The organism is Serratia sp. P2ACOL2 (assembly GCF_003691565.1).
Lineage (GTDB): Bacteria > Pseudomonadota > Gammaproteobacteria > Enterobacterales > Enterobacteriaceae > Serratia > Serratia liquefaciens.
Window position 1 is genome coordinate 1,561,256 of record NZ_CP033162.1, and the last position, 12,800, is coordinate 1,574,055.

The window sequence follows — 12,800 nt, forward strand, 5'->3', positions numbered from 1 at the left end:
TGCAATCTTTGTGCGTTAAAATTTATTACTGCGCGGCAGGATAGTAAAAGAATAGCACAAGATACCGCGAGTCAGGTTCGAAGGGGGATTTGTCGTGCACGCTGTGAGGTATGTAGCGAAAATTCTCAAAGTGAACGAATGTTGAGCGGAATCAAGGCATTTTTTTACCCACCGGCATCAAGCAGATGACGGTGGGGCGTGTGAGCTTACTGGTTTTCCAATACCTGACGCAGCGTGCCGCTGGCGGCATGCGGCGGCACGTTCAGATAGCGGATATCATCCACCACCCAACAGGTGCCTTCACGCACCATCAGCACCTCATCCTGCCAGTTGACCGCGCTGCCGCCGTCCTTCTGGTAGCTGAGCTGTACGCGCAATGGAATATTTCTTGCGTCGGTATTCGGGATGGTAGAAGCGCTGGCGACGGTGGCGCTGGTCGGTCCCTGCGCGTTGCCGGTAAACAGATCGCCAGTGACCTGATGTTTGTCCGGGTTCTGGTTGGCGGTCACCAGATCCTGATACAGCACTTTACTCAGGTAAGGTTGCAACTGCGCCAGACGGTTGCTGTCGGGCAGGGTGGTAGCGGCGCCCTGTTGCAGGCGCAGATCGTAAAATTTCTGTGCGACCGTATCCGGGCCGCCTTCCACACAACCGCCGGTACGGGAGCCGATATCCTTGAATGCCGGTTCGACGGTGGTGCAGGCACTCAGTAACAGCGCTAAGGGCAAAACAGCCGCAATCGTTTTTGTTTTCATCTCATTACCTTATGTGAAAGTCTCTACCATGAAGACCATTAGCCTACAGTATAAATGCGATTTCTGGCCTTGCATTCGTACTGCGTGCCATTTCAATACAGAACATAATGCCAAATCAATGGTCAGATAAGTGCGATGAATCAATCAAGCAAGGAGTTTTCATGCAGCTTTCCACTACCCCGACCCTGGAAGGGTTTACTATTACCGAGTACTGCGGCGTTGTCACCGGCGAGGCCATTTTGGGCGCGAATATTTTCCGCGATTTTTTTGCCGGCGTGCGCGACATCGTGGGCGGCCGTTCGGGCGCTTATGAGAAAGAGCTGCGTAAAGCGCGCCTGATTGCCTTCCGGGAGTTGGAGGAGCAAGCGAAAGAATTGGGCGCCAATGCGGTGGTCGGCATTGATATCGATTACGAAACCGTGGGTAAAGACAGCAGCATGTTAATGGTGACCGTCAGCGGTACCGCGGTGAAAGTCAGCCGCTAATCCTTTCTTTGCCCCCGGCCATGACCGGGGGCATTCGTTTATCCTACCTTGTGTTCTTCCACTTTTAGCGGGCGATGTTCCTGCGGTTTGGCCGCTGGGGCAGGGTGATGCTGTGCCTGTTGAATCTGTGGCTGATGGAACGGCGTTGGTGCGCTATGCGACATCATGGCATTTGGCCGTGGTTGAACCGGCTGCGGGCGAATAACGTTAGCCTTGGGCGCGACGTGTTCGACAGGTTTAACGGCCGGCAACTGCGCCCTTTGCTGTACGCTGACAGGTGTCGGTAGATGTTGTTCAGGCGTACGAGCCGGTCGGATCTCGGCCTGATGAACGGGGGCCGTGACTGTCGCTGGGTGCGGGCGCACGGCTGCCGGTGTTGAATGAGCGAAACTCGGCAGGGTCATTGGCTGCTGAACATGGGCGACCGGTGTCATCGCATGGGGCGCTGGCGTAGCTGCATGGGTAAAGTTCGGCGCCGTCATCGGCTGGCGTTCATTGGCTGCGACGGGCGGCGTAAAATGTGGCTGTTGCAGGTTGGCAACCTTAGGGGCTGCATAAGGCGTTGGTGCGGCAAAATGCGGCACCTGATTGACTGGCGCATTGTGGTAGTTATTCACCGTGGTGCTGCGATTCACATTATTGTATTGGTTGATATTGGTGACACGGTTAATCACCGTGGTGGAGTGCGAGATATAAGGCGCATTGTTATAGACCACCGGTTGACGCCGATCATTCCAGCGCACGTCCCAGCTATGCCAGTTGTCATGATGCTGATTGATCAATGCCCCGACCGCGATGCCCACGCCAAAACTGATCACGCCTGCCGCCAGCATATCGCCACTGCTATAGCCTGAAGCACTCTGATAGTGATAGCTCGGGTAGGCCGGGACAGGTTCGCCATAGGCCACCCAGGGATCGTAACGCGGCACGTAAACCACATCCGGTTGGCTGGGCTCGATGACAATGGTTTGCGCCGGCGCAACCACGACGCTTTGCGGATAGGGTTGCGGTTCAACGTAACGGGTTGCAGGCGTGATGACCACCCTTTGCTGCGGCGACGTTTTCAGCGTGCCTTTGGCGGCGGCACGTTGGCGCATGACCTGAATGGCGTTCATCACGTCGGTAGGGTCGTTGAGATAAGCGCTGCCCAGCGCGGTGGTCCAGGGAATATTTTTAGCCATCTGATCCAGCACGTCAGGAAATTGTACCAAACCGCGTACGCTGGGGTCCCAGGGTTGAGCGCCAGCGGCTGCGGTGAGCGCGGCCGGTTGCAACCCCCGGTTTTGCGCCAGCCAGTTATCCGCCGCGCTGATTTGATCGGGATAACCCGCACCGGCCAGCACCTGCGCCAACAGTTTGTCAGGAAAAAGCGCCACCGGGCTGACCAGTTGATACAATTGATCGGCACTCAGTGGCGTATAGGTTGATGCTGCCGCGGGCGTGGCCACAGCAGGCGCGGTTCCCCCCATGGTATTGGCTACCGTTTTTTGGTCACAGCCGCTGAGCGGCAGCATGGCGATGCAGATCAGCCAGGCGACAGGGTTGAGCTTGAACATGAGCGACTCACTTTTATCAGCGCAGGTAATACTATGAAGCTATCATCTGCCATGGAGTCCGCCAGCGCGGCGCAACACTCACTTGCACATCTGGCCTCTCTGTCATCATTTATTGATTAACTTGATTATTGGATACAGATTAATCAATTTAAGTTACAAATTTGAGCCGCTCGACGGCAGGAGGGATTCGTGAAAATTTGGCCAGGGATATTTGTTGCCGCATTGCTTGCCGGCTGCCAAAGCGCACCGCAAAGCACCACCATAGACCGGGGCGACTATCAGTTGGAAACCCTGCATCAGGCGCAGGGAGCAGACCAGCGCATTCGTTTTCTGGTGATGCATTACACCGCAGAAGATTTCCATTCCTCGCTTAAAACCCTGACGGATGAACACGTCAGCGCGCACTATCTGCTGCCCGCGCACCCGCCATTGGTTCAGGGCAAACCGGTGGCGTTTCAACTGGTGCCTGAAGCCCTGCGCGCATGGCATGCCGGGGCCAGCACCTGGCGCGGCAGAACCAACCTGAACGATACCTCGATAGGGATTGAAATAGTCAATCGCGGGTTCAACCGGACCCTGTTGTTTACCCATTGGCAGCCCTATACGCCACAGCAAATAGCCCTGTTGATCCCGCTGAGCCGCGATATCATCCAACGCTATGGCATTCAGCCGACAGACGTAGTGGGGCACAGCGATATAGCGCCCCAACGCAAACAGGACCCGGGTCCGTTATTCCCCTGGCGGCAACTGGCGCAGGCCGGTATTGGCGCCTGGCCGGACGAGCAGCAGGTGCAGAAGCTACTGGCCGGCCGCGACAAGCAGGCGGCCGTGCCCCTGGCCCCCTTGATCGAAAAGCTGGCGCGTTACGGTTATGGTATTGACGCTCGGTGGGATGTCAGGCAGCAGAAGAACGTGCTGGCGGCGTTTCAGATGCATTTCCGGCCCAGCGATTATCGCGGTGAGCCGGATGCGGAGACGGAGGCGATCGTTGATGCCTTGCTGTTGAAGTACGGGGCAGCTCGCTAATTAAAGGCCGTGCAGTTTACCGTGTTCTTTTAGCCAGCGAGCGGTGCGGGAAATGCCTTCATCGAGCGAAACTATCGGCCGGTAATCCAGCTCCTGCTGGGCACGAGTGGTGTCCAGCGTCAGATCAAAATTGAGCTTGGCGACCCCATAGTGGGTCAGTACCGGCTCTTTCTCGCTTTTGCTGCCGAGTTTCTCCATGCCGCGCGCCATCATATCGAGCATGGGATAGGGCACAGAGCGGATCCGGCACTTCATCCCCAACTCGTCAATTAACTGCTGCACCACGCTGTGCAACTGACGTGGCTGCTGATTGGTGATGTTATAAGCGCGGCCGGACGGGGTATTTTCTTTCTGGGTGGCCAGCCACATGGCGTGCACCGCGTTTTCCAGATAGGTCATGTCCACCAGTGCCGCGCCGCCGCGTGGCAGCAGCAGGTTGCCGTAGCGTTTGATCATCTGCAACAGGCGCGGCAGCATCACTTTGTCATGCGGCCCGAACAACCCCTGAGGGCGGAGGATGGTGAAGTGGGTTTGCGGGTTGGACATCGCCAACTGCTGGATCACCTGTTCACCGGCGGCTTTGCTGCGCGCAAACTCGTTGGCATAGCGTGCGGGGCGGAAGTCTTCGGTAATGTTGCGATGGTGATGGTAATCGAAGTAGATCGCCGGCGAAGAGATATGGATAAACTGTGAAACGCCGTAGGCCGCTGCCCACTCGCCCAAGCGACGGGTAGCGCGCACGTTGGCCAGTTCGAAGGCTTCTTCGGTGCCCCATGGCGAGGTGAAGCTGGAACAGTGCCACAGCACGTCCACGTCGGCCAGCATGGCTTTGGCCTGCGATGAGATCAGGTTGGTGAGATCGGCATGAATGAATTCCGCGCCCATTTTTTCCAGCAGACTGCCCATGGCTTGGTTGCGGCCGGTGGCACGCACTTTAATGCCCTGGCGGCGGAGATATTCAACGGCGTTACGGCCTAACCCACTGGTTGCACCGGTGACCAATACCTTCATAACGAACTCTATTCTCACCAAAAATCAGAATGCTGACGGCCTTCAGCGGCGTTCCAGCAAATAAGATGCCATTCTTCCGTTATTTCGTGCGCTATGCAATCGGAAAGGCCCTAACCGCAGCAGTAAACTGTGCGGTTGATCGACAAATAAGCGATGGTCAGGACATATTGCGCGGGTTCTCTTCGGCCAGCCTGGCGATACGGCGCGCCATACCGCGAAAAATGAACAGGTGAGCGGGCATCATGGCGAACCAATACAGCAGTCCGCTAAAACCGGCAGGGTGCCACCAGGCACGCACATCCAGGGTGCGGTGGTCGCCATGATCTTTGATGGTGAAAACCAGCCGGCCCAGCCCCGGCGCTTTCATGCCGAACAGCAACGCCAACTGCCGCAGCGGTTTAATGGTGATGACCTTCCAGCCATCGACCAGGTCGCCAATGGCCAACGTCTCACGCTGGGGGCGGCCATAAACCACGCGATTGCCGATCATATCGTCCATGCGGGCACGGATTTTCCACAGGATATTGGCGTAAAAATAGCCCTCTTTCCCGCCCAGTTGCTGCACCGTATGCCACAGCGCCTGGCTGGAGGCCTGGGTTTCCAGCGAACAGCCCGCCTGTTTCGGGTAGAAGCCATAGCCTGGTCGCCAGCGGGCTCGCGCTTCCGGATCGTAGCCCCAGTCGGCGGAGTCGACCACTTCTTCCTCGCGCCGCAGGGTAGCCGCCACCGCCTGATCGAAGGTTTGCAGCGTCTGTGGAATCAGAGCCTGTAGCGGTTTACCGTCGGCGGGAAGATCGTGGTTCAACCCCTGGATCAACGCATTGGCGATCGAGGTGGGCACCGAGGTGATCATGCTGATGAACCATACCGAGATAAACCGGGTGGGCAAGGGGATGGGGATCAGCCAGCGTTTTTTGCCGCTGATGGCAATGAAGCGTTCAAACATTGTTTGATAACTGATGTACTCCGGGCCGGCGACGTCAAAAATGCGGTTTTCTTCCGCCGGGTGCGCCAGCAGATCGGCCAGATACACCAGCAGATTTTCCAACGCGACCGGCGAAGATTTGGAACGCACCCAGCGCGGCGGGGTTAGCACCGGCAGGTTGTAGACCATATCGCGCATAATTTCGAAGGCCGCCGAACCGGGGCCGACAATGATGCTGGCGCGCAGCTCGGTGACCGGTACGCCGCTCTGGCGCAAGATCTCCCCGGTCAGCTTGCGTGCCACCAGGTGCGGTGAACTCTCGCCTTCCGGCTGCAGTGCACCGAGAAAAATGACCTGTTTTACGCTGGCGTTGCGTAGCGCATCGCGCAGATTCTCCGCCGCCTGGCGTTCTTTTTCGATAAAGTCATCACCGTCGCCCATACCGTGGATCAGATAATAAACGGCGTCGATCTCCCACAGCGCGGCGGTCAGGGTTTCTGGTTGGTAGACATCCACGTACTGGCAGTTGACCTGCGGCCAATGCTGCTCCTGAAGCCATTCAAGGCGGCGCGCGGCGGCGGTAATGCTGTGTCCCTGTTCGATCAGGTGGGGGATCAGGTTCTGGCCAATATAGCCGCTGGCTCCAAGAACCAATACGCGTTGAGGTGTCATTAGCGCTGCCTTATGCAGTGGAAGTCGATGACAGCATGCCAAACTCAGGGTTTAAATGCACTTTTTGTGTGGTTATGCGGACATTGCATCCACCTTAAGGCAGCGTCACACTACGCACCGTTTGTCTGTGCTAAGCCGAAAAAATATGAAACTCAATGCCGTTTGTTATGCCCTGTTAGGTCTGGCGCTGATCGCCAGTTTATTTTTCCTGCATCCGATTTGGATGTGGTGGCTGTTGGCTAACCTGCTGACGTTATTGGTGTACGGTGTCGATAAACTGGCCGCGCGCAAGGGTTGGCGTCGGGTGCCTGAAAGCACGCTATGGGTGTTCGGGCTGGTGGGGGGCTGGATTGGGGCGATCGTTGCGCAGCAATTGTTCCGTCACAAAACCCAAAAACAGCCGTTCAAAAGTTGGTTTATCTTCAGCGTGGTGTTGAACGTCGTGGCAACGTTGGCGATCTGGTATTGGGTTTACGGCCGCTGGATCCTCTAAAACACGGGGCGTGTTAGCGCCCCGTTGAGGCATGCATCAGGCATGCTGCTTGAGGAATTGTTGCCACAAATCGACCACGTGCTGTAAATCCTGACGGCTGACGTCGAGGTGGGTCAAAATACGCGTCAGCGGACCGCTGCTGATCAGCACGCCGCGCTCGCGCATCCAGGGGCCCAGTTTTGCCGCCAATTCAGGGGACTGACGCAGGTACAGTACGTTGGTTTGCGCGCCCGGCTCGGCGATCTCCACGCCAATGTTTTGCAACTGCTGTTCCAGCCACTTGGCGTTATCGTGATCTTCCCGCAACCGTTCGACATTATGCTCCAGCGCATAGAGTCCCGCGGCGGCCAGAATACCGGCCTGACGCAGGCCGCCGCCGGTCATTTTGCGCCAGCGTATCGCCTGCTGAATAAAGGCTTCGCTGCCGCACAACAACGAGCCTACCGGTGCGCCCAGCCCTTTCGACAGGCAAATGGTGAAGGTGTCGCAATACTGCACGATCTCTTTCAGCGGCACATTCAGCGCAACTGCGGCGTTGAAGATGCGCGCCCCGTCGATATGCAGTGCCAGCTTGTGTTCACGGCTGAATTGCCAGGCCTGTTGTAGGTACGCCAGCGGTAACACGCGGCCGCTGATGGTGTTTTCCAGGCTCAGCAGACGGGTTCTGGCAAAGTGAATATCATCGGGTTTAATTGCCGCCGCGACCTTGTCCAGCGGCAGGGTACCGTCCGGGGTGGCTTCAATCGGCTGCGGTTGGATGCTACCCAGTACCGCGGCACCGCCGGCTTCGTATTTATAGTTATGCGCCTGCTGGCCGACGATGTATTCGTCACCGCGCTGGCAATGGCTCAGCAGCGCTACCAGGTTTGCCTGGGTGCCGCTCGGCAAGAACAGCGCCGCCTCTTTACCGGACAGGCGAACCGCTTCCGCCTCCAGTGCGTTGACCGTAGGGTCATCGCCATAAACGTCATCACCGACTTCGGCCTGGGCCATGGCTTCACGCATAGCGGCGCTGGGGCGGGTTACTGTGTCGCTGCGTAGATCAATAAGCATAAAAATTCCTTATCCCCTTGATCTTTCAAGCCGCAGCGTTGTTGGCTGCAACTTGAAATCTATTGGGGATAGCTAATGTGAAAGGGAATGCGGTTTTCATCATAGCCAGATTTTCTGATGACTAAAGAGAAAAAATACCGGGAACAGCGATCGTTGTTCCCGGGATGGGTCAATTAACGCAACCAGTTGGTTTTCGCCAGTTCGACCACTTCGTCGCCGCGGCCGTTGATGATCGCCCGCAGCATATACAGGCTAAAGCCCTTGGCCTGCTCGAATTTGATCTGCGGCGGCATCGCCAGTTCCTGCTTGGCGGTGACGACATCGAGCAATGCCGGGCCGGGGTGCGCCAGCATTTCCTGCAGTGCGCCGTCCAGATCCGACGCTTTCTCCACGCGAATGCCCTTGATGCCGGCGGCATTGGCTATCGCCGCAAAATCAGGGTTATGCAGGTCAGTGCCGTCAGTCAGGTAGCCCCCGGCCTTCATTTCCATGGCTACGAAGCCCAAAACGCTGTTGTTGAAGATCACAATCTTGACCGGCAGTTTTAGCTGGGCCAACGACAGGAAGTCGCCCATCAGCATAGTGAAACCGCCGTCGCCGCACATGGCGATCACCTGCTTGTTGGGTTCGGTTGCCTGTGCGCCAATCGCCTGCGGCATGGCGTTGGCCATCGAACCGTGGTTGAACGAACCGAGCAGGCGGCGCTTGCCGTTCATTTTCAGATAGCGGGCCGCCCATACCGTCGGCGTGCCGACGTCACAGGTGAAGATGGCGTCGTCGCTGGCGTACTGGCTGAGCTGTTGCGCCAGATACTGCGGGTGAATAGGCTGATCGTCATTGGCGGTGGCCAGGCCGTCCAGATCTTTGCGCGCGTTGCGGTAATGCTCCAGGGCCTTGTCAAGAAAGGCACTGTCGCTCTTGGGTTCCAACTGCGGCAGCAGGGCGGTCAGGGTGGTGTTGATGTCGCCCACCAGCGCCATATTGACCGGGCAGTGCGCCCCGATACTGCCTGGGTTGATGTCGATCTGAATGATATTGGCGTTGGTAGGATAGAAGGCGCGGTACGGGAACTGGGTGCCGAGCAGCACCAGGGTATCGGCGTTCATCATGGCGTGATAGCCGGAAGAGAAACCGATCAGACCGGTCATGCCGACGCTATAGGGGTTGTCCCACTCGATATGCTCTTTACCGCGCAAAGCATGCACCACCGGTGCCTGCAACAGTTCGGCCAGCTTGACCACTTCATCATGAGAACCGGCACAGCCGCTGCCGCACATCAGCGTAATATTTTTTGCCTTGTTAAGGGTTGCGGCCAGCTTGTTCAACTCGCTCATGGGCGGCTGCACCAGCGGCAATGCCGGAGTGTGCCATACCATGCTGGCGTCTTCCGGTGCCATGCGCAGCGCCACGTCCCCCGGCAGCACAATCACCGACACCCCGCGATTGAGGATCGCTTTGCGCATGGCAATCTCCAGCACCCGCGGCAGCTGTTCCGGGTTGGAAACCAGCTCGCAGTAGTGGCTGCATTCGCGGAACAGTTCTTGTGGGTGAGTTTCCTGGAAATAACCGCTGCCAATCTCGCTGGAGGGAATATGGGCGGCAATGGCCAGTACCGGTACGTGGTTGCGGTGACAGTCGAACAGACCGTTGATCAGATGCAGGTTACCTGGCCCACAAGATCCGGCGCAGACCGCCAGTTGGCCGGTAAGCTGGGCTTCCGCACCGGCGGCAAAGGCAGCGACTTCTTCGTGGCGCGTACCCAGCCATTCGATGGTGCCCATACGGTGCAGGCTGTCGCTGAGGCCGTTAAGTGAATCGCCGGTGACGCCCCAAATGCGTTTCACACCGGCCTGTTCCAGAGTTTTGGCGATCAGCGTGGCTACGGTTTGCTTCATACTTCCCCCAAACATGATAGAAATACCCTTGATTTTCAATCGTCTGAATTCCTCGGGTATGGCTTATTGATTATTGAGCAGATGAACGTAATAAAAGCGCGCAACCGGGAAAGTGTAGAAGGGGAGTGCCAAGCCTGCTTGCCGATAAATGCCCCATCATTGGCGATGGGGCGGTAAGCGTCAGGCGAGGGTAACGTCGCCCTGCAGTTGGCAACTGCAGGCCAGCACATAGCCCTGGGCGATTTCAGCCGGTGTGAGCGTCATGCTGCTGGTGGTGGTGTAGTCGCCTTCGAGAATGCGCGTTTTGCACGAGCCGCATACCCCGGCGCGACAGGCCGCGTTGACCGGCAATGCGTTGGCTTCCATCGCTGCCAGCAGCGTGCTGCCTACCGGGACGTGGTATTCACCCAACGGCCGGGCGGAGCGCAGCATTAAAGTTGCACCTTGCCCGCTATCGGTTTCCGCCGGGGTATGAAACTGTTCTTTGTGAAAACGGGAAGCCGGCACGCCAAGCTGCAGGCACAGTTGCTCCGCCTGGGTCATATAAGGCGCAGGACCGCAGGTCATCACCCTGCGTTCGGTGATATCCGGCGCGACCTGGCGCAGCACTTCGGCACTGATCCGCCCGCTGAGATACCCTGGCCGGATATCTTGTTCGGCCATCAGCGTCAGCCGCAGTTGCGGATGAGCGGCACAAAGCTCGCGCCACTGCTCGGCGAAAATGGTATCGGCAGGGGTGCGTACGTTAAAAATCACCGCGACATCACAGGTCGGACGATTGGCCACCAGCCAGCGACACATGGAGATGATTGGCGTGACGCCACAGCCGGCAGCCAACATCAGGTAGCTGTCGGCCGGGTGTTGTTCACAGCTGAACTCGCCTTGGGCGTCAGACAGCCACAGGGTGTTGCCGGGTTTAACCTCACACGTCAGCCAACGGGAGCCGATGCCGTCCGGCAGGCAACGTACGCTGATGCTGAGAAAACGGCTTTGGCCGGGGGAAGAGGACAAGGTATAGGCGCGCAGCGTCTCTTCGCTATTGCGAATGCTGACCAGCGCAAACTGGCCGGCTTGATAAGGGTAAAAAACGTCGCAGATCAGGTTTAACGTCCAGACGTCGGCGGTTTCCTGTTGGATCGAATGGACCTGCATACGGTTAGGACAAAGTGGGCTGGGCTGGGTCATAGGGCACCTCAAAAGCAAAGGGGCCGGCATCTGCGGCCCCAAAAAACGGGATCAACCAAGCAGGGCGTGCAGGTCCTGCTCAACGGTAGTAATCGGACGCATGCCGAACTTGTCGTTGAGGATCGCCATCAGGTTCTCGGTCAGGAAACCCGGTGCCGTCGGGCCGGTGACAATATTTTTCACCCCTAACGACAGCAGCGTCAGCAGGATGACGATCGCTTTCTGTTCAAACCAAGACAGGACCAGGCTGAGTGGCAGTTCGTTGACGGTACAACCGAGCGTATCGGCGAGTTTGACCGCCAGCATGATGGCAGAATAGGCGTCGTTGCACTGGCCGACATCCAGCAGGCGCGGCAAGCCTTCCAGGGTGCCGAAATCCAGCTTGTTGAAGCGGTATTTGCCGCAGGCCAACGTCATGATCAGGCAGTCTTGCGGGACGCTGCGGGCAAAATCGGTGAAATAGCTGCGTTCATCGCGGCTGCCGTCACAGCCTCCCACCAGGAAGACGTGACGCAGTTTCTTTTGCGCCACCAAATCGATCACCGTATCGGCAGCGTTGAGCAGCGTCTGACGGCCAAAGCCGACGGTGATCATATGTTCGATTTCGGTATACGGGAACCCCTTCATGCCTTGAGCCTGGGCGATCACTTGGGTGAAGTCATCTCCTTCCAGATGGTTGACGCCAGGCCAGCCGACGATGCTGCGCGTCCAGATGCGATCGCCGTAGTTGCCGACGTTAGGATCGATAATGCAGTTGGAGGTCATCACGATAGGACCGGGGAATTTGGCAAACTCGGTCTGCTGGTTCTGCCAGCCGCTGCCGTAGTTCCCCACCAGATGTTTGAATTTTTTCAGCTCCGGGTAGCCGTGTGCCGGCAACATTTCGCCGTGGGTATAGACATTCACGTCCTGCCCTTCGGTTTGCTCGAGCAGCATGCGCAGATCTTTCAGATCGTGACCGGAGATCAAAATGGCTTTACCCGCCACCGGACGGACGTTAACCGCGCTTGGCAGCGGATCGCCATAGGCCTGTGTCTCGCCGTGATCGAGAATGGCCATCACGTTGAAGTTCATCTTGCCGATGCCCATCGCGTTGTTGAGCAGGGTATCCACATCACGCGGCTGGGTGCCGAGCCAGGCCATAAAGGCGTGATAGTCGGCGTAAATCTGGTCGTCATATTGACCCAATACGTGGGCGTGCTCCATATAGGCCGCCGCGCCTTTCAGGCCGTACAGGCAGAGCATGCGCAGGCCGTGCACGTCGTCGCCGACCTCGGCTTTATCGGTATTCAGAGCGAACTGAGCCGCCTGTTGCAGCAGAGTAGGCATATCGTCACCGGCCAACTGCAACGTGGCTAGTGGATGATCGACGCTTACGCCGGCATCCAGCAGGCGGCAACGTGCCGCCAGTGATTCGCGCAGGGTGATAGTTTCGCGTGCATAACCGATGATGCGGTCAGAATCGAAGTTGACGTTGGTCAGGGTGGAGAAGAAGGCGCGCGGGGCAAAACTGTCGATATCATGATCGACGATCCCGAGAGCCCGTGCCTGCAGAGCCCAGGCTGACAGCCCTTGTAATGCCGCTACCAGCAGATCCTGCAGGTCCGAAGTTTCCGCCGTTTTACCACACATGCCTTGGGCATAAGAGCAGCCGTTGCCTGCCGGGGTACGAATGGTTTGTTCACATTGCACACAGAACATAATCGCTTCCTTTTTTAAAGTTGCATTTTAAATGCTTGTTTAA

Annotated in this window: 11 protein-coding genes; 3 read left to right on the forward strand and 8 right to left on the reverse strand. The window is 57.5% G+C overall.

Translation table 11 applies throughout. The annotated features are described in order from the left end of the window. Positions 1-206 precede the first annotated feature (206 nt). The gene (locus tag EBA31_RS07505) at positions 207-755 is read right to left on the reverse strand and encodes a lipoprotein (RefSeq protein WP_122078074.1); all 549 of its coding nucleotides are present in this window, start codon (positions 753-755) and stop codon (positions 207-209) included. Positions 756-916: 161 nt separating this feature from the next. Here EBA31_RS07505 and EBA31_RS07510 point away from each other — a divergent pair, with 161 nt between their 5' ends. Beyond that, on the forward strand, positions 917-1,240 hold the full coding sequence (locus EBA31_RS07510; RefSeq protein ID WP_020826090.1) for a heavy metal-binding domain-containing protein: 324 nt from the start codon (positions 917-919) through the stop codon (positions 1,238-1,240). Between the two features lie 38 nt (positions 1,241-1,278). Here EBA31_RS07510 and EBA31_RS07515 read toward each other — a convergent pair whose 3' ends face one another. After that, positions 1,279-2,796 carry a DUF3300 domain-containing protein gene (locus EBA31_RS07515; RefSeq protein WP_122078077.1) on the reverse strand — a complete coding sequence of 506 codons (1,518 nt, stop codon included), beginning with the start codon at positions 2,794-2,796 and terminating at the stop codon, positions 1,279-1,281. 189 nt (positions 2,797-2,985) lie between these two features. Between EBA31_RS07515 and EBA31_RS07520 the strand changes: the two genes are divergently transcribed. Next, a complete protein-coding gene (locus EBA31_RS07520) occupies positions 2,986-3,822 on the forward strand; it encodes an N-acetylmuramoyl-L-alanine amidase (RefSeq protein WP_122078080.1) in 837 nt (278 codons plus the stop codon). Here the strand turns inward: EBA31_RS07520 and EBA31_RS07525 are convergent, their stop codons facing one another. Continuing rightward, complete coding sequence (locus EBA31_RS07525; RefSeq protein ID WP_020826093.1) at positions 3,823-4,833, reverse strand: NAD(P)-dependent oxidoreductase; 1,011 nt, start codon at positions 4,831-4,833, stop codon at positions 3,823-3,825. It abuts the gene before it with no gap. 157 nt (positions 4,834-4,990) lie between these two features. Then, complete coding sequence (locus EBA31_RS07530) at positions 4,991-6,430, reverse strand: DUF2867 domain-containing protein (RefSeq protein WP_122078082.1); 1,440 nt, start codon at positions 6,428-6,430, stop codon at positions 4,991-4,993. A 145-nt stretch (positions 6,431-6,575) separates the two neighbouring features. Between EBA31_RS07530 and EBA31_RS07535 the strand changes: the two genes are divergently transcribed. After that, a complete protein-coding gene (locus EBA31_RS07535; protein ID WP_122078084.1) occupies positions 6,576-6,923 on the forward strand; it encodes a DUF1294 domain-containing protein in 348 nt (115 codons plus the stop codon). Positions 6,924-6,959: 36 nt separating this feature from the next. Here the strand turns inward: EBA31_RS07535 and ltaE are convergent, their stop codons facing one another. The 4 genes from ltaE to hcp all read right to left on the reverse strand — a co-directional run bounded on the left by ltaE (position 6,960) and on the right by hcp (position 12,757). Then, the gene (gene ltaE, locus EBA31_RS07540; RefSeq protein WP_122078086.1) at positions 6,960-7,976 is read right to left on the reverse strand and encodes a low-specificity L-threonine aldolase; all 1,017 of its coding nucleotides are present in this window, start codon (positions 7,974-7,976) and stop codon (positions 6,960-6,962) included. 173 nt (positions 7,977-8,149) lie between these two features. Beyond that, positions 8,150-9,871, reverse strand: coding sequence for a ubiquinone-dependent pyruvate dehydrogenase (gene poxB / locus EBA31_RS07545; RefSeq protein WP_020826097.1), 1,722 nt, complete (start codon positions 9,869-9,871; stop codon positions 8,150-8,152). A gap of 180 nt (positions 9,872-10,051) precedes the next feature. Next, positions 10,052-11,056 carry an NADH oxidoreductase gene (hcr, locus tag EBA31_RS07550; RefSeq protein WP_122078088.1) on the reverse strand — a complete coding sequence of 335 codons (1,005 nt, stop codon included), beginning with the start codon at positions 11,054-11,056 and terminating at the stop codon, positions 10,052-10,054. A 51-nt stretch (positions 11,057-11,107) separates the two neighbouring features. Next, positions 11,108-12,757 (reverse strand): hydroxylamine reductase, encoded by a 1,650-nt coding sequence (gene hcp, locus EBA31_RS07555; RefSeq protein WP_116690829.1) that lies wholly within the window; start codon positions 12,755-12,757, stop codon positions 11,108-11,110. Positions 12,758-12,800: the final 43 nt, after the last annotated feature.

Coding starts and splice junctions, on each gene's coding strand:
- hcr (WP_122078088.1), bottom strand. CDS start 11,056: ATGACCCAGCCCAGCCCACTTTGTCCTAACCGTATGCAGGTCCATTCG.
- EBA31_RS07525 (WP_020826093.1), bottom strand. CDS start 4,833: ATGAAGGTATTGGTCACCGGTGCAACCAGTGGGTTAGGCCGTAACGCC.
- poxB (WP_020826097.1), bottom strand. CDS start 9,871: ATGAAGCAAACCGTAGCCACGCTGATCGCCAAAACTCTGGAACAGGCC.
- ltaE (WP_122078086.1), bottom strand. CDS start 7,976: ATGCTTATTGATCTACGCAGCGACACAGTAACCCGCCCCAGCGCCGCT.
- EBA31_RS07510 (WP_020826090.1), top strand. CDS start 917: ATGCAGCTTTCCACTACCCCGACCCTGGAAGGGTTTACTATTACCGAG.
- EBA31_RS07505 (WP_122078074.1), bottom strand. CDS start 755: ATGAAAACAAAAACGATTGCGGCTGTTTTGCCCTTAGCGCTGTTACTG.
- EBA31_RS07515 (WP_122078077.1), bottom strand. CDS start 2,796: ATGTTCAAGCTCAACCCTGTCGCCTGGCTGATCTGCATCGCCATGCTG.
- EBA31_RS07535 (WP_122078084.1), top strand. CDS start 6,576: ATGAAACTCAATGCCGTTTGTTATGCCCTGTTAGGTCTGGCGCTGATC.
- hcp (WP_116690829.1), bottom strand. CDS start 12,757: ATGTTCTGTGTGCAATGTGAACAAACCATTCGTACCCCGGCAGGCAAC.
- EBA31_RS07530 (WP_122078082.1), bottom strand. CDS start 6,430: ATGACACCTCAACGCGTATTGGTTCTTGGAGCCAGCGGCTATATTGGC.